The organism is Bradyrhizobium barranii subsp. apii (assembly GCF_011516635.5).
GTDB lineage: Bacteria > Pseudomonadota > Alphaproteobacteria > Rhizobiales > Xanthobacteraceae > Bradyrhizobium > Bradyrhizobium barranii.
The window spans coordinates 2,808,248-2,823,751 of the sequence record NZ_CP096255.1 but is presented as its reverse complement, the minus strand read 5'-3'; the positions used below and the strand labels follow the sequence as shown (position 1 = coordinate 2,823,751).

The following is a 15,504-nucleotide window of genomic DNA, read 5'->3' as shown; positions in this document are numbered from 1 at the left end:
ACTCGCCAGATCCGCTCAGACTAACCTAGCCGATCCAATACTGCCTTGCAGTCTTTCAGATCGGCGGTTTCAAACCCTTCGGTAAACCTACTATAGATCGGGGCAAGTATAGCTCGAGCATCTTCGATACGATGTTGAATAGCTCGCAATCTGGCCGCGCTTGTCGCCGCCCGCAATTCCCAAGCCAAAGCAGACTGCCCGCCCGCAACTGTTAGCGCGCGCAGATAAAGGGCCTCAGCTTGGGACAAATCTGCTTGCCGAGCGGCCATGACGATGGTCCCCTTGATCCTCAGGAACTCCGGTAGAAAGAGCAGTTGCCCGTTTCTTTCAATTCGGGCGATGGCTTCGTCGATTTGTCTGAACGCCTCCTCATATTGGCCCAGCATCCGCAACCCTTCTGCGGAAGCGGCGAGGAACGCAGGGTTGTGCAACTCATACCGGCCGACATGCAGGGTTTCGATAGCATCTCGCACCATGCCGACCCCTTCTTCGGCCTGACCACGATTAATCAGCAGAGTCCCCCTAAGACCAATGCCGATCGCTTCGTAAGGCCCAAGAGAATGCTTTCTGGCGTGAGCGAGGAGACGCCCAATCATATCCGCCGCGTCCGTCTGATTGCCGATCCTAAGTGTCTGTTCCAAAACATGTTGAGTCGAATGAATCGGTTGTGATTCAAGGTGAGCGGCCTGATTCGATGGGGACGCGCCGCAATGTGGACTACCGAGAACCGTGCACGCTACGACCGCAGCCGCCTGCGCTATCCGAGCGACTTGACCGACGAGGAGTGGGCGCTGATCGCGCCTCGTGCGGATTCCGACGAAGCCGGCCATGCATTCCAATTCGAAGCCGGCCGGGTATTCCGATCTGAAGCCGGCCACCCGTGGCGTCGTTCGCATGGGTCAATTTCATGATGTCGTCGAGGGCTGGGAAGGTCAAGAGACCGGTTGATCTTGAGCGGGTTGCTTCTGCTTCCTGAGGCTCTCTCCTTTGAGTTCGATGCGGTAGGCATTGTGGACGAGGCGATCGAGAATCGCGTCGGCGATGGTGGGGTTGCCGATGATTTCGTACCAGCGATCGACGGGCAGCTGGCTGGTGACGATAATCGAGCGGGCTTCGTATCGATCCTCGACGATTTCGAGCAAATCACGGCGCTGGTCGGCGTCGAGAGGTTCTGGTCCCCAGTCGTCCAGGATCAGCAGATCAAGTCGTGCGATCGCCCGCAGCATCTTGGTATAGCGGCCATCGGCGCGGCCGAGTGCGAGAGCGGCGAAGAGACGCGGCACACGATGGTAGGCAACTGAGAAGTCGTCTCGGCAAGCCTTGTTGCCGAGGGCACAAGCGAGCCAGCTCTTGCCGACGCCGCACGGCCCGGTAACAAGGAGATTATGTCGTGCCCGGATCCAGTCGCCAGCGGCGAGTTTTAGAAAGAGCGTGCGGTCGAGGCCGCGGATAGCGCGGTAATCGACATCCTCGACGCAGGCGGCATGACGCAGCTTGGCGGCTCGAGCTCTGCTTTCGAACCGCTTTTGCTGGCGCAGCGTTTTCTCGTGTTCCAGGAGCAACGCCAGCCATTCGGCGTGTTCGAGGCTGCGCGCTTCGGACTGGGCATCGAGGTCCTTGAAGCCTTTGGCCATACCGTGGAGACCAAGGCTATGCAGCAGGTCGAGGGTGGGATGGGTGAGCATGCTGGATAATCCTTTCAATGGAAGTAACCGGGGCCGCGCAGATTGGGATGTTCGATGATCGCGTCCTCGGTATCGCGAGAACTGCGTTCGAGCTTGTTGGCGATGATGGAGGCGATGCTCTTGTAGGTCAGTGCGCTGACCGCGACCGCGCGGGCCGCGATCAGCTCGGCGCGTTCGGGATCAATATCCTTGAACAGCCGAAGCACGCCGAGACAGGTCCGGAATCCCTGTTCGGGATGAGGCCGATTGGCCAGGATGGCGAGAACGAGCCCCTCGGTGTTGGGCCCGATCGACCGCCCCCAGCGCCGGAATCGATCGGGAGTCCACTCGGCGTAACGCCGATGCGCACTGGGCATGTGATCGGGATCAGTGCCGTGCCGGCGGCCGCCATAACGGCGCTGGTGAGCAGCAACACGCAAACCCCGATGGAACAACTCGATGGTCCGGGTGGTGGCGCGAACGTCGACCTGCTCCCGGATCAGGCCGTGTGGAACTGAGTAGAAGAAGCCGTCGACCTCGACGTGATAATCGAGCGAGACGCGGGCCAGGAGCCATTCCGCGAACTGATAGTCGGCATCCGGCAACGGCGCCAGGACAGGCATCTCGACGGTCTCGAACAATTGTCGGCGGCTGACGCCGATCCGGCGCATGACGTGGGCGTTGATGCGCTCCAGCGCGGCGGCGATTGCCGCATTCGCCTCAGCCAGCGAGAAGAAGGTCTGCCGGCGAAGCCGCCCGAGGATATAGGTCTGGGCAAAACGCACTCCGGCTTCCACTTTTGCCTTATCCCGGGGCTTTCTTGGCCGTGCCGGAAGGATGCCAACGCCGTAATGGGACGCCATCATCCCGTAGCTGCGATTGATTTCGGGGTCGTAGAACGACGCCCGGTGCACGCCGGACTTCAGATTGTCAGGGACGACGAGGCGTGGCACCCCGCCAAAGAACCGGAACATTCGGACATGAGCCTCGATCCAGTCCGGAAGTGTCTGCGTCCAGGTCGCCTCGGCGTAGGTGTAATTCGAGGCGCCAAGCACGGCGACGAAGATCTCCGCGTCGCGCACAACCCCGGTTGCGCGATCAACGATCATGATCTTCTTGCCGGAGTAATCGACAAAGACCTTGTCGCCGGCCGGATGGTCCTGCCGCATCGTCGGAGACAGCCGCCGCTCGAATTCCCGGAATAAATCGCAGAACCGGCTGTAGCCATAACCTTCCGGATGGACCGCCCGGTACTCCTCCCACAGCACCATCAGATTGACGCCAGGCCGCTTCAGCTCACAGGCCAGCGAGGCCCAATCCGGCTCCCGGCGCCGGCGGAAGCCGCGCCTGACGCCGGCATGGGCAAACAGACGTTGTTCAAGAACGGCGTCGGTCAGATCGCCCGCCAAAGGCCACGCCAGCCCGGCAGTCGAGGCACGCTTGAGATTGTCCTGGATCGTGCTGCGCGCCACCCCGAGCGTGCGCCCGATCTCCCGGGCGCTCACCCCATCACGGGCAAGCCGCAGCATCTGTCGTATCTGTCGCATGGTCAGTTCTCTCTTGGCCGGCATCCGCTTCCCCTCGTGGATCAACGAGGGACTTGATGCCTGAAGGACTGACCCAAACGAAAACGCCGACTTCCAAAACCCGGCCGGCTTCAAATCGGAATGCCGGCCGGTTTCATTTCGGAATCGTGGCCGGCTTCAAGTCGGAATACCCGGCCGGAATAAATCGGAATCCGCACGCCTCGCATCCCGCCGGCCAAGCGCGGCGGCAACAAGCGTACGGTGGACCTGCGCGAGATTGCCAACGGGCTGATGTACATCCTGAGCACAGGTTGCCAGTGGCGCGCGATCCCCAAGGACCTGCCGCCGCGCTCGACGCTGTATGGCTACTTCGATCTGTGGAGCTGGAACGGCACGCTCGATAAAATTCATCACACCCTCTATGTCGAATGTCGCGAAAGGGCCGAGCGCGAGGCTTCTCCCACCGCCGCCATCATCGATAGCCAGAGCGTGAAAAGCGCTGAAAAAGGGGGCCTCATGATCTCCATGGCTACGACGCGGGCAAGAAGATCAAGGGCAAGAAGCGGCACATTCTCGTCGACACGCAAGGCCTCTTGATGCACGCCATCGTGCATGCGGCGGACATCCAGGATCGCGACGGCGGCGTGCTCCTGATGGCAACGTTGTTCGGCCTCTATCCCTTTCTTCTGAAGCTCTACGCCGACGGCGGATATCAAGGGCCACATTTCCAGAAGGGGCTGCGTAGCGCTCTGAAGCGCGTGAACCTCGAAATCGTCAAACGCTCCGATCAGGCTCACCGTTTCGTCGTCTTGCCCAAACGCTGGATCGTCGAGCGTACCTTTGCCTGGCTCGGGCGATGCCGAAGACTGTCCAAAGATTGGGAATGCTTCAATCACAGGGCGCTCGCCTTTCTCAAGCTGGCCTCCATCCGACTCATGCTGCGAAAGCTATGCAATCCAAGGTAATCTTTCCGGACAGACTCTAAGGGATGTGAAGCTCGTAAAACTCAGGCAAATGCAGAATGTTGACGGGTCCCTCAGAGTTGCGCCCTCCTTGATTATATCCCTGCCGATCCTCATGGCCTGATCCGGAAAGCCACGCACCCAGAGAACGGATCCCAAACCACATCGCGTACGCGCTTGGATGTCACGATCAAAAGCAACATTGGTCCCGTACGATCGAGAACTATCGCCTTTTGGCATTGGCGCCCCCCAATTCGTCTGTGCGCTTTTGCAGTCCCCCGCGAAGTAGTGGGAAAACCCCAGCGTCCAATTCGCTATCGCAACACTCGAGCTATCGCCAAGACTTGCGGCGACGTCCTCGCTCTGCTGCGCAAGGGTGAAGGCTTCGTGGCAGTCTCCTATCCTCTGATGGAATACATGCAGCTTTTCGAGAAGTAGCAGCTGATTCCGCAAATCTCCAAGCTCTTCGGCGAGTTCCAACCCTCTTAAAAGAGCGCCTCGTGCTTCGTCGCTGTTTCCCGTGGCAAACATTAGTGAAAGTCCAAGTGCTGATCGCAACTCCATCTCGCGAGCGCTCCCGCGATCCGATTCATCGAACGCGGTGATCGAGCGCTCGGCCCAACGACGACATTCAGTTAATAGTGACATCTCCAAGAACAACCGCACTGTCGCAGCCGCGAGTGCAATGCCAACCCGAATGTCACCGGGGTCAGAAAAACACCATTCGAGCCCTGCCCGCACATTATCGAGATGCTCGGCGTACGTTGAAAAGCCTTCGACCCCGGACGAAGTGTGATCGATTCGCTCAAAAATCCGTTTGTAATAGCTCGCGTGACGCCGTTTGATGTAGTCTAGTTCTCCGCTCCCAGCGAGCTTTCCCAAGCCATAAGCTCGGGTGGTGTCGAGCAATCGGTAGCGCGCCGCTTTGTTGTCGCCATCCGTCGCGAGGAGCGATTTTCCGATTAAGCTCGCAATTCCGGTGACGACTTGCGCGTCATCCAGGTCAATTCCAACAGCGATCGAGCGAGCCGCTTCGAGAGTAAAATTGCCCGCGAAGACCGAGAGTCTGCGAAGAATCAAGCGCTCAGATTCTGAAAGCAGGTCGTAGCTCCAGTCCAGGGTTGCGCTTAGGGTCTGATGCCTCGCAAGCGCGGTGCGCTTACCTTCGCCAAGGAGGTTAAGGCGGTCGTTCAGCAGCGCCGCCGTTTCCCGAATGCCATAAGCATCGACGCGGCCGGCGGCGAGCTCAATGGCGAGGGCAATTCCGTCTAGTCGACGGCAAATATCGCCAACTATCGAGGCATCGGCATCGTGCAGTTGGAAATACTGCCGCCCAACCGCGGCTCGTTCCACAAAAAGCTGCACCGCCGGAAAGGCGAGTGCCCGCGCCGCTGTGAGGTCGGCATCTCCTGGCGGGCTATCCAGAGCTGCCAGCGAATAGACGTACTCGCCCTCAACCCTTAGCGATTCCCGACTTGTTACGAGGAGATGCACCTGCGGCGCGCTCACGAAAATCTCTTCGGCTATTGCTGCGGCGGTCCCGATCACGTGCTCGCAGCTATCGAAGATCAACAGGACCCGTTTGTCTCGAAGGAAATTCACAAGTCCCTTGGTGGGATCAGTGAAACGAACCCCGAGTCTTAATGCCGAAGCTATCGCACTGGCCACCAGAGACGGCTCATTGAGGGGACCGAGGTCGGCAAAGCATACGGCACCTGCAAACTCTTCGAACAATGCGTGAGCCACCGAGACAGCAACAGTTGTTTTTCCTATGCCGCCCGGGCCAACCATCGTCACAAAGCGTCGCTCCGACAACTGACCTGATATCTCGTGGACCACTTCATCGCGACCAATCATTCGGGTCAAACGAGGCGGCAACTTTCGAGCGATGAATGAGGCTGGGTTGTGCGTAGCATCGGCTTGCAGCGGCCCCAAGCGAGAGATTGGCGCCACGAAGCAATAGCCCTGGCCCGGAATTGTTGCCACATAGCGCGCTCCGGCGTCTCCTTCGCCGAGCGCCTTACGGAGCATGGCAACTTGAACACGAAGGTTTACTTCATCGATCGTGACGCCGGGCCATACTTGAGCGATCAAATCCTTCTTGCCGACCACTTTCCCAGCGTGCTCAACCAGAACGGCCAGAATTTCGAAGGCTCGGACCCCAACCTCAATTGGAACGCCCTCCTTTTCCAGAACTCTCCGCGAACCGGACAAACGGAAAGGACCAAACAAAATCTCTTGATCTGCCTTTGGATTTTTGCGGTCGATCATCTCAACACATTGCCGATCCTAACAGGTCGATCAACGTACGATCGTCAGCCTCCCAACGACACCTTGCCGCGTTCAAAACCATTACGGAGTTGATACTTCTGGGCCAACCGCCGCTGACACATTTTACGGCTGTTTGAGCACCCTCGTCGAGGGGCCGATTTCCTATTTAAAACCTCTGCCTTCGCACTTTCCGGAAATCGAACAAGGTTCTCTTGTGCGATGCACAAGATGCTGCGTGGACGGAGTAAATGGCCCGTCATCACTTAGTGGAATGGTATGATTGCGACACGCACTCGCTCTGCGCCGAATAAAGGCGCCACCTGCGATCCGATTGATCCAACTAGGGTGTCGACTCGTTCAGCAACGTCAGCAAAGAGCGAGCTTTGACCAAATCTGCGGTGGTAAACCCCTCGCTGAAGCGTGCGTAGAGCGGCGCGAGCAGCTCTCGTGCCTCCCCGAAGCGCGACTGCTTCTGCATCAGGCAGGCCAGACTTGTCGCAGTTCTGAGCTCCCAGGATGTTGCGCCTTGGCGGCGCGACCACTCGAGAGAGTGATTGAAGTGCGCTTCGGCCAACATGGGCGCTTCCGGGCCGCCTTGATCAAGCGCCAAAATGCCCTTGATACGTAGCAATTCGGCGACGAACCAACGGTCCTGGTTCCTTTCCGATTGATCCAGCGCCCTATCGATCGTTGTATTGGCTCCACGGTGATCGCCGATGCCAGACTCACCGAGCGCGAGATTGCCGAGAAGGAATAAATAGCGGCTTTGGAAGCCGGTCGGGGGGAAGCCTTTCAAGCCTTCGCGAAGCAGGGCAAGGCCAGAAGCGGTGTGGCCACGCTTCATCTCCAGAATACCCGAATAACATCGGCCCCATACCCCCATCGCCCTGAACGTCATTTCTCGATGAAGCATCGTTCAGATGAGCGCTCCCGCAGCATCAGAATTGCCGAGCTCGAGCGCTAGGGGGGCAAACGCCATAGGCAAGCGCATAGAGAAGAGAACATTCATGTCCAAGCGCCGTCGCATCATCGAAGGCGCGTCTGCCGACTTCGATTGCCTGGTCCGGGAAACCCAACAGCCAAAGGGTTTGGCTGTGGTACGTTCGGGCAGCCACATGTTGATCAAACTGATATCGCAGGGCGTGCATTTGCCCTGGCGGAGCGACGTAGCCTGCCAGCATTTTTTCCAGATGTCGCCGCGCACCCGCTTGGTCCCCAAGGATGTGCAGCGTCACTCCCAAAATCCGCTCTCCGACGAAACGATCAGCGACATCGATAGCGCCATCAGGCAGGTTGACGAACTTTTCGGCGATCTGCAGTGCGCCGGGGAAATCGCCTCTTAGGTATCGCCCTATCCAGAGACCCCACAAGCTCCTCAACCGATACTCGTTATCATCCAGTTCTTCAGCCAATCGGGATACACGCAACCACGCATCATCAATTATCGCAGCGTCCCCGGTCGATTCCATGTGCGCAACCGCCAAAGTGAAGAAGAGGCGTAGCTCCCGGCGCGCGTCATGGCCTACCTTTTCGTCAATTCGGGAAACCGCTTGCTCTGTCCGTTCCCGACATTCGTCTATTAGCATATGATGAATCCAGATCGGTGCGGCAGCGGCCGTGAGGTCGAGCGCTAGCAGTGGGTCACCAGACTTGCCATGCGCCCAGTCGAGCGCAACGCGGATCTCATCGAGAGGCCGACCATTGGTGACAACCGACGCTTCGGTTAGATTGTCGCTTCTGCCCCTGTCATCGACCGAATGAGGTTGGAGTCAGACGCATTGTCGCTCTTGCGGGAGCCGGGCAGCTTGGCACCAATGCGCTCGAACAAGGCCAAATGATAGACAGCATGACGGCGAGCAACGAGGCTTGCGTCGCCGCTTTTGGCCAACTTCGCCTGCACATACCCGCGAGTGGTATCCAGCAATCGGTACAGAGGGATGGCGAGACGAGTGTTCCCTGTTAGAAGTGACTTCGCGACAAGACTAGCAATGGACTCGACTACCTGCGAATCGTCCAAATCATCTCCGGCTGCGATCGCAAAGGCGGCCTCAATCGTAAACGGTCCGACGAAAACGGATAGTCGGCGCAGGATAGTTTGCTCAAGCTCCGACAATAGGTCGTAGCTCCAGTCGAGCGTCGCAGTGAGCGTCTGGTGTCGCGGCAACGCCGTTCGCCGGCCTCGCCAGAGCTCAAACTTGTGATCGAGGAGACGCGCAACATCATGAATTCCGTAGGCGTCCACACGACCGGCCGCCAGCTCGATTGCGAGGGGGATCCCGTCAAGCCTTCGGCATATCTCGGCCGCCACCGGCGCGTCGACATCGTTGAGCATGAACCGAAGCTGACTTGCTGCAACGCGTTCGGCAAAGAGCTGTACTGCAGTGTACGCCAACGCCTCTCGTGCGCTCATATGGACGCCCTCAGGCGGAAACTCGAGGGGGGCTATCCAATGAATGTGCTCGCCTCTGACCCGCAAGGTTTCTCGGCTTGTTGCCAAGATGCAGACTTGCGGCGCTTCCTCGAAAATGGTTTCTGCCAGCGCAGAAGCTGCCTCAATCACGCGCTCGCAGCTATCGAGCACCAGCAAAACGCGGATGTCTCGCAGCGCGGCCAGAAGACCGGGAATAGGGTCGCGATCGTCAACGACAAACCCGAGCGCCGAGCCAATCGTACCCGCCACGAGATGCGGATCGGAAAGTGAGCCCAAGTCAATAAAGTGAACCTGATCGGCAAGCTCCGTAGTTAGTTGATGGCCGACAGATATTGCCAGAGTTGTTTTGCCGATCCCGCCCGGACCGACAATGGACACGAATCGTTCGGCCATAAGATGCGAGGAGATCGCACGCACGGCGTCGTCCCTGCCAATCATCCTGCCAAGTCGATTCGGAAATTTAGGCCGTTGACCCAAGCTTGAGATGTCAGCAACAGGTTTGAGCGTTCGTGAGACGGGCGCTACGAAGCAATACCCTTGTCCTGGAATGGTCGTGACATACCTCGCCGGGGATGTCCCGGGTTCTGTTGAATTTCTGAAGAGGTCGGCGTTGCCCACCTTGAGCCGGTAGGCTCGGGGTGCTGATTCCACAAAGGAGAGCAACGCCATGACGAGAGATATCACACCGGCTGGTTGGCCGGCGACCGGGGCTGTGGAGAAATCATTTGCGGAAGTGCGAGCGAGCTTCGATCGGTTCTGCCTTGCGGCAGGAATCGAGGCGCTCGGCACGATGATGGAGGCGGATGTGACAGCGGCCTGCGGGCCGCGCCACGGTCGTGATGCGGCGCGGCGGGCGCACCGTTGGGGCCGAACGCGGGGGCGGATCGGTTTCCACGGCGGCAAGATCGAGGTCGATCGCCCGCGGGTCCGGGGCATGGACGGCCGCGAGGTCACGATCCCGAGCTGGGAAACGGCGGCGCAGGAGGACTGGCTCGGTCGCTGGGCGATGAACCTGATGCTGATCAATGTGTCGACGCGCCGGTTCGGCCGCGCCGTCCGGCTGCCCGAGGGTGACGTGCCGGCACCGCCCGGATCGGGGATTTCGAAGTCGGCGGCCTCGCGGAGGTTCGTGGCTCTGTCGGCGGCGCGGCTGGCCGACTTCATGGCTGCCGATCTGTCCGCGCTCGACCTTCTGGTGGTCCAAATCGACGGGCTGCATCTCGACGACGATCTCGTGCTGGTGGCCGCGATCGGGGTTGACGGCGAAGGCAACAAGCATCCGCTGGCGCTGGTGGAAGGGGCGACCGAGAATGCAGCAACGGTTCAGGCCCTGCTGGACAACCTGGTCTCGCGCGGGCTCGACCCGACGGTGCCAAGACTGTTCATCGCCGACGGCGCGAAGGCGTTGTCGAAGGCGATCCGCCGCACCTTCGGTTCGGCCGCTGCGATCCAGCGCTGCCAGATCCACAAGGCGCGCAACATCATGGAACGCCTGCCGAAAGAGCATCATGCGGCCACCCGCCGGGTGCTGCGCCAGGCCTGGGAGCTCGATGACGCCGACAAGGCTGAAAAATTGATCCGCAATCTCGCGCGTCGACTCGACCAGCAATGGCCCGGCGTTGCGGCCAGTATCCTCGAAGGCCTCGACGAAATCCTGACTGTCGTCCGGTTGAAGTTGCCGAAGGAGCTTCGCCGATCGCTCGCCTGTACCAATATCGCCGAGAACATGATGGGCACCATTCGCCGCGTCACGCGCAACGTTAAACGCTGGCGGGATGCCGGTATGGCCTTGCGATGGGTCGCGGCCGGTATGATCGAGGCCAACAAGGGCTTCCGACGATTGAAGGCGCATAAGCAATTGTCGGTTCTGCGTGCGGCCCTTCAAGCTCACCACGATCGCATGACAATCAAGTCCGTTGCCCACGTCACGAGGGCTGCGTAATATTCATTCCGGCAACGTCGACCCGACGTAGTTCAACAGCGATCGGGACATCCCCTACCTCGCCCCCTCCTCTCCATCACCGAGCACCTTGCGCAAGCCCGCTACGTGAACTCTGAGGCTACCCTCGTCGACGGTGACGTCGGCCCAAACCCGAACTAACAGATCCTTCTTGCTGACAACTTCGCCAGCATGCTCAACAAGGACTGCAAGAATGTCCAAGCCGCGCGCGCTCAACCGAAGCGGCACACCCGATTTTTCGAGACGTCTCTGCTCCGGGACTAATTTAAACGGCCCAAAAGAAAAACTTCCTTTCGCGAATCGATCTTCGTCAACCACTGAGCGCACCATCATCATGTGTCCAATTGGTTGTGCCGCGCGAGCTACTTTGCCATGCTTACCAGTGAAATCAATGGACTGGCGAAGCCGGCGGTACGGAGCTTAGCAGAGCAAGTTCATCCCCCTCCTCGAGGCAAACGGCGCAATCCAGCGCTATGCTGCGATCCTCAACCACAAGGCGATCGGTTTAGCCAACACGGTACTATGGCTCGACGGCTTACAAGCAGGTCTCTGTCTACAGTACGCTCGATCCTCAACCGACCGAGATCACCCGTTCCTTCGGCACCGCTTGGGGCCGGGGCGGCTGGCTGCTGATGCCGCTCCTGATGAAGATCGGACAGGCCGGCGAACAGAGGCCGCGCCAGCGCGTTGTTGATGAGCTGAAGACCACGTTTGCAAGGAGAAACTTCCTTTATCATATCGACGCAACCTTGATGACATCCAACGTCCCGCATCACGCGGAGCCGGTCGGTCCCAAATTCCGTATCGAGCCGGGACAACTTGGAGAGTTTGGCGATAGCCTGCTGCAGGCCGAGATGCCCTTCCCGAAGTCGGTTCGCCTTCTGGGCGTGTCGCTGTCGTCGCTGCAAACGCTGGTGAACGACGATGTCGAGCCTCAGCTCGATCTCCCCATCTGGCGCTGCCTATGGACGCGGCCTATCCAACATCCAGATCGTGGATAATTGGTTTCAGACCGTCGGGAGCGATTTCGAGGCGCGCAAGCGTGATCGGTAGCTTGAAGCGTCGGCGCCCAGCACTGCCGGGATTCAGGTAGAGCAAGTCGTCTACGGTATTGATCTTCGGCACGTGGGAGTGGCCCGAAACAATGACATCGATGCCCTCAGCTACGGGATCGACCTGCAGGGTTTTGAGGTCGTGCAGAACGTAGAATAAACGTCCGGCGAGTCGCACGAACTCGGTTTCGGCAAACTCGGTGGCCCAGTCGCCCGTGTCCACGTTCCCCCTGATCGCAGTGACGGGGGCAATTCTCCGCAGCGCCGTGATGATCTCGGGATCGCCGATGTCGCCGCCGTGAATGATGTGGTCGACATGGGCCAGCACGCGCAGCGCCTCCGGCCTGAGCAGGCCGTGAGTATCCGAGATAATCCCGATGGTGATGGTCATCGAACCGTCCGGTTGAAGCACTTAATCGCGCGTTGGGCCGCGGCCTCCTGATGCACCGCGGGTGCCCTGGACATCGCCCGCCTAAGCCGACTTCCGCCGCTGGCCCGTCACGGGTTTCTTCGCCGCAGCTTCCTTCACCGGCTTCTTGCCTTGGATCGTCATCAGCATCTCTTTCTGGCCCGCCGCCGCCTTGCGCGGCTTCTTGGCGGGCTTTGCTGCCTTCGCCGGCGCAGCCTCCCGACCGACGCTCTGCCGCAGCGCCTCCATCAGATCGACCACGTTTTCGCCTTTGGGCCGTTCCTTCGGGCGGATGGTCTTGCCTGCGCGCTTCTGGTTGATCAGGTCGACCAGCGCGGTCTCGTAATGATCCTCGAATTTCTCGGGGTCGAACGTGCCCGTCTTCTGGTTAACGATGTGCCTTGCGAGGTCGAGCATGTCCTTGGTGACTTTGACGTCCTGGATCTCGTCGAAGTACTCCTGCTCGGATCGGACCTCGTAGGGGTAGCGCAGCAGCGTGCCGACCAGACCTTTCTCCAACGGCTCGAGCGCGATAATGTGCTCGCGGTTGGTGAGAACCACGCGGCCGATCGCGACCTTATCCATCTCCCGGATGGTCTCCCTGATCACCGCGAAGGCGTCGTGACCGACCTTGCCGTCGGGACGCAGGTAGTACGGACGGATCAGATAGCGCGGGTCGATGTCTGCTTTGTCGACGAATTCGTCGATCTCGATGGTCCGCGTCGACTCCAGCGCAAGCTCCTCGAGCTCCTCCTTGGTGAGCTCGATGTACTGTCCTTTGTCGAGTTCGTAGCCCTTGACTATGTCCTCGTTCGCGACCTCGTCACCGGTATCGGCGTCGACCTTCACGTACTTGATCCGGTGACCGGTCGCTCGATTGAGCTGATTGAACGAGATCTTTTCGGATTCCGATGTCGCCGGGTAGAGAGCCACCGGACAGGTGACAAGCGACAGACGCAAGAAGCCTTTCCAGTTGGCTCTCGGGGCCATGTTACGCAGAACTCCAGTTCGGGACGGCTCGGATTCAAGACGAACGGGAGGGCATGGTTCCGACAGCATGGACGGGCCCCCAAGAGGATATTTTTCATGCCGGCTATCGACTCTTTTGTTCCTGTTATGTTCTATTGAGGCATGACGGACCGACCCGTGAGCTGGCGCATGCCGAACCCGAAGGAGATGGATAAGATGGCCGCTTTCGTCGGTAGAAAAGTGCCTCGGGAGCACGGATTGGCTCCGGAAGCTGATCTGCCGCCGGAATACTGGCAAGCGCTTCTGGACGACCTTCGCGCAGAGAGCAGGTCGGGCCCATCTGGAGGGGCGCTGCGGCTGAGCCAGATTCCTCAACATATTCTGAGGGTGGGGTGCCGGCGCTGCGCCAGGGTCGTCGAGATTCAGAAGGACGCGATGGCTCCCAAGTCATTCTAGTACGGAAAGAGCCTGGGCTGCATCGATACACTCAGGCCGGCACCGGGTACCACCGCTTACCTTGTATCTTTCAACCGGTCTGCCATGCGCTGCGATGGCTACTGTGGTCAAATGGGTGTTGGCGCGCGGGACTTCCGGCATGACCGACGCGTCGATCACGCGCAGTCCGGTGCATCCGATCACCCGGCATTCGTGATCGACGACCGAGCGCGCATCGTCCGGCGCGCCCATGCGGCAGGTACCGCTCGCGTGTTGCGCGTCGCTACACTCGGCGAACAGCCAGCCGTCTAACTCTGCGTCGCTGAACGGCTCGTCCATAGAGCGGCCACTGATGCCATAATCGACGCGGGAAGCGACCTCGGTTACCGCAGGCTGCAAGCAGATATCGCGCAGGCGGCGAACACCATCGCGCAGGCGCACCAGATCGCGAGGATCGGACAGCATGCGTTCCTCAACCGCCGGGTCGACCTCTGGGTCGGTGGTAGTGATGCGGACGTAGCCTTGACTGAAGGCCTGATAGACAGAGACAGCGATGCGTCCGAGCGCCACATCGGCCGTCGATTGCTGCGAGCGAGCAAGATTGCCAGCAATCATGATCATGTCATTTTCGCCAGCGTCTGCGAGGCCGGACGAGTAGCGCAGGCAGCAATTGGTGTGCCGATGCATCAGCGTGCTTACCTGGCTTCCTTCGCGCAAATGCAGCAGTGCGTTTACAATCGGGTGGTCGAGCAGATTCTCGCCCACCGGGAGATCCACGCGGATCGGGACACCGAGCGGCTCCAGCAGGGCGACAGGCCCGATGCCGGAGCGTTGCAGGATAGCCGGCGAATGGATGGCGCCGGCGCAGAGGATAACCTCGCGCGTCGCGCGGGGCGCGTAGGATTGACCGTTGACGCGGACCAAGACGCCACTGGCGTGCAGCCGGTTTCCTTCGAAGGTGACGCTGTCGACCAGGGCATCACCGACGATGTCAAGGTTGGCGCGACCGCGCGCCGGCTCCAGATACCCATCATTGGTGGAGATTCGCAGGCCGCCCTCGCTGTTGATAGCATAGGGCGAGACTCCGGTGCCGGTAGGCGCGTTGTGATCCTCACACCAGCCATAACCGAGGGCAAGCGCGGACGAGCGTAACGCCCGGTCGACATTGCCCCAATCCGGGACCGGAGCTCGATACACCGGGATCGGGCCGTGATCGCCGTGATAGACTGCATTGGGGAAATTCTTGTCCGTCTCAAGCTTACAGAAATAGGGCAAAAGCTCGTCCCACGACCACCCCTGACAGCCCGCGGCCGTCCAACGGTTGATGTCGTCGGGGACGGCGCGGATCGCGATCTGACCATTGATTGTCGAGCTTCCGCCCATGGCACGGCCGCGCCAGAGCAGCAGCGGCTGCTGGCGCTCGGTGCGTCGCGCCAACAGCTTCGGCCAGCGGAAATCGTCGTCACCGATGGCGCGCATCGGGTTGGGGATGCGGATGTGTTCCGGCGTAGTTGCTGTTCGGAGATCTTGTCCCGCTTCAAGCAGCAGCACCCGATGCGATGGGTCTTCGCTGAGGCGCGCGGCGAGCGTCGCTCCAGCGGAACCTCCGCCGATGATAATCGTGTCGTATTCCTGTTCAATCACGTTCGGTCACTTCCATTCTGTGCACTTCTCGGATTGGAAAGGCGCAATGGGACTGAGAAAACTGTTTCGCTAGGCTCGGATATCCATCCGTGGTGCATGTCCATCATATGCGGCAGTCCCGCCATGAGAAGCCGAAACTAAAAGCAGCTTCTCGATCGCTCCTCATGCGCACCCACCGCCT

At 59.8% G+C, this 15,504-nt stretch carries 12 protein-coding genes and 4 pseudogenes; 6 read left to right on the top strand and 10 right to left on the bottom strand.

Annotated elements, in window-relative coordinates; all coding sequences use genetic code 11:
• Window positions 1–20: 20 nt before the first annotated feature.
• Window positions 21–596: a hypothetical protein gene (locus HAP41_RS13450; RefSeq protein ID WP_166101162.1), complete on the bottom strand. Its 576-nt coding sequence runs from the start codon at window positions 594–596 to the stop codon at window positions 21–23.
• A 114-nt stretch (window positions 597–710) separates the two neighbouring features.
• Between HAP41_RS13450 and HAP41_RS13445 the strand changes: the two are divergent.
• Window positions 711–803, top strand: a pseudogene (locus HAP41_RS13445) (IS5/IS1182 family transposase); the annotation flags it as partial.
• Window positions 804–932: 129 nt separating this feature from the next.
• Here the strand turns inward: HAP41_RS13445 and istB are convergent.
• On the bottom strand, window positions 933–1,685 hold the full coding sequence (gene istB, locus HAP41_RS13440; RefSeq protein ID WP_166057122.1) for an IS21-like element helper ATPase IstB: 753 nt from the start codon (window positions 1,683–1,685) through the stop codon (window positions 933–935).
• Between the two features lie 14 nt (window positions 1,686–1,699).
• The gene (gene istA / locus HAP41_RS13435) at window positions 1,700–3,211 is read right to left on the bottom strand and encodes an IS21 family transposase (protein WP_166105319.1); all 1,512 of its coding nucleotides are present in this window, start codon (window positions 3,209–3,211) and stop codon (window positions 1,700–1,702) included.
• 198 nt (window positions 3,212–3,409) lie between these two features.
• On the opposite strand from istA, the pseudogene HAP41_RS13430 reads away from it, so the two are divergent.
• A pseudogene (locus HAP41_RS13430) lies at window positions 3,410–4,155 on the top strand (IS5 family transposase); the annotation flags it as partial.
• On the opposite strand, the gene HAP41_RS13425 reads toward HAP41_RS13430, so the two are convergent.
• Together HAP41_RS13425 and HAP41_RS13420 are read right to left on the bottom strand one after the other, a co-directional pair.
• Complete coding sequence (locus tag HAP41_RS13425) at window positions 4,138–6,423, bottom strand: ATP-binding protein (RefSeq protein WP_166101166.1); 2,286 nt, start codon at window positions 6,421–6,423, stop codon at window positions 4,138–4,140. The pseudogene HAP41_RS13430 and the gene HAP41_RS13425 overlap by 18 nt on opposite strands.
• Before the next feature lie 340 nt (window positions 6,424–6,763).
• Entirely contained in the window at window positions 6,764–7,267 is a 504-nt protein-coding gene (locus HAP41_RS13420; protein ID WP_166101170.1) for a hypothetical protein, read from the bottom strand.
• A gap of 163 nt (window positions 7,268–7,430) precedes the next feature.
• Between HAP41_RS13420 and HAP41_RS13415 the strand changes: the two genes are divergently transcribed.
• Entirely contained in the window at window positions 7,431–7,766 is a 336-nt protein-coding gene (locus tag HAP41_RS13415) for a hypothetical protein (RefSeq protein ID WP_166101176.1), read from the top strand.
• 380 nt (window positions 7,767–8,146) lie between these two features.
• On the opposite strand, the gene HAP41_RS13410 is transcribed toward HAP41_RS13415, so the two are convergent.
• Window positions 8,147–9,271: an ATP-binding protein gene (locus tag HAP41_RS13410; RefSeq protein WP_166101179.1), complete on the bottom strand. Its 1,125-nt coding sequence runs from the start codon at window positions 9,269–9,271 to the stop codon at window positions 8,147–8,149.
• Between the two features lie 250 nt (window positions 9,272–9,521).
• Here HAP41_RS13410 and HAP41_RS13405 point away from each other — a divergent pair, with 250 nt between their 5' ends.
• A complete protein-coding gene (locus tag HAP41_RS13405) occupies window positions 9,522–10,796 on the top strand; it encodes an IS256 family transposase (RefSeq protein ID WP_166064748.1) in 1,275 nt (424 codons plus the stop codon).
• 54 nt (window positions 10,797–10,850) lie between these two features.
• Here the strand turns inward: HAP41_RS13405 and HAP41_RS13400 are convergent, their stop codons facing one another.
• The gene (locus HAP41_RS13400; protein WP_166101183.1) at window positions 10,851–11,144 is read right to left on the bottom strand and encodes a winged helix-turn-helix domain-containing protein; all 294 of its coding nucleotides are present in this window, start codon (window positions 11,142–11,144) and stop codon (window positions 10,851–10,853) included.
• Window positions 11,145–11,335: 191 nt separating this feature from the next.
• Between HAP41_RS13400 and HAP41_RS50730 the strand changes: the two are divergent.
• Together HAP41_RS50730 and HAP41_RS13395 are read left to right on the top strand one after the other, a co-directional pair.
• Window positions 11,336–11,534: pseudogene (locus HAP41_RS50730) on the top strand (NADH oxidase); the annotation flags it as partial.
• A 51-nt stretch (window positions 11,535–11,585) separates the two neighbouring features.
• Window positions 11,586–11,815: pseudogene (locus tag HAP41_RS13395) on the top strand (DinB/UmuC family translesion DNA polymerase); the annotation flags it as partial.
• On the opposite strand, the gene HAP41_RS13390 reads toward HAP41_RS13395, so the two are convergent.
• From HAP41_RS13390 to HAP41_RS13375, 3 genes are all read right to left on the bottom strand, one after another.
• Window positions 11,790–12,257, bottom strand: coding sequence for a metallophosphoesterase family protein (locus HAP41_RS13390; RefSeq protein WP_166101186.1), 468 nt, complete (start codon window positions 12,255–12,257; stop codon window positions 11,790–11,792). The pseudogene HAP41_RS13395 and the gene HAP41_RS13390 sit on opposite strands and share 26 nt — an antisense overlap.
• Window positions 12,258–12,338: 81 nt before the next feature.
• Window positions 12,339–13,265: a non-homologous end joining protein Ku gene (gene ku, locus HAP41_RS13385; protein WP_166101189.1), complete on the bottom strand. Its 927-nt coding sequence runs from the start codon at window positions 13,263–13,265 to the stop codon at window positions 12,339–12,341.
• A gap of 426 nt (window positions 13,266–13,691) precedes the next feature.
• Window positions 13,692–15,323, bottom strand: a complete 1,632-nt coding sequence (locus HAP41_RS13375; RefSeq protein WP_224580865.1) for a GMC family oxidoreductase — start codon at window positions 15,321–15,323, stop codon at window positions 13,692–13,694.
• Between the last annotated feature and the right edge of the window lie 181 nt (window positions 15,324–15,504).

Excerpts from the sequence above, each read along its gene's own strand:
- HAP41_RS13450 (WP_166101162.1), bottom strand. The coding sequence starts at position 596 with ATGATTGGGCGTCTCCTCGCTCACGCCAGAAAGCATTCTCTTGGGCCT.
- istB (WP_166057122.1), bottom strand. The coding sequence starts at position 1,685 with ATGCTCACCCATCCCACCCTCGACCTGCTGCATAGCCTTGGTCTCCAC.
- istA (WP_166105319.1), bottom strand. The coding sequence starts at position 3,211 with ATGCGACAGATACGACAGATGCTGCGGCTTGCCCGTGATGGGGTGAGC.
- HAP41_RS13425 (WP_166101166.1), bottom strand. The coding sequence starts at position 6,423 with ATGATCGACCGCAAAAATCCAAAGGCAGATCAAGAGATTTTGTTTGGT.
- HAP41_RS13420 (WP_166101170.1), bottom strand. The coding sequence starts at position 7,267 with ATGAAGCGTGGCCACACCGCTTCTGGCCTTGCCCTGCTTCGCGAAGGC.
- HAP41_RS13415 (WP_166101176.1), top strand. The coding sequence starts at position 7,431 with ATGTCCAAGCGCCGTCGCATCATCGAAGGCGCGTCTGCCGACTTCGAT.
- HAP41_RS13405 (WP_166064748.1), top strand. The coding sequence starts at position 9,522 with ATGACGAGAGATATCACACCGGCTGGTTGGCCGGCGACCGGGGCTGTG.
- HAP41_RS13400 (WP_166101183.1), bottom strand. The coding sequence starts at position 11,144 with ATGGTGCGCTCAGTGGTTGACGAAGATCGATTCGCGAAAGGAAGTTTT.
- HAP41_RS13390 (WP_166101186.1), bottom strand. The coding sequence starts at position 12,257 with ATGACCATCACCATCGGGATTATCTCGGATACTCACGGCCTGCTCAGG.
- ku (WP_166101189.1), bottom strand. The coding sequence starts at position 13,265 with ATGGCCCCGAGAGCCAACTGGAAAGGCTTCTTGCGTCTGTCGCTTGTC.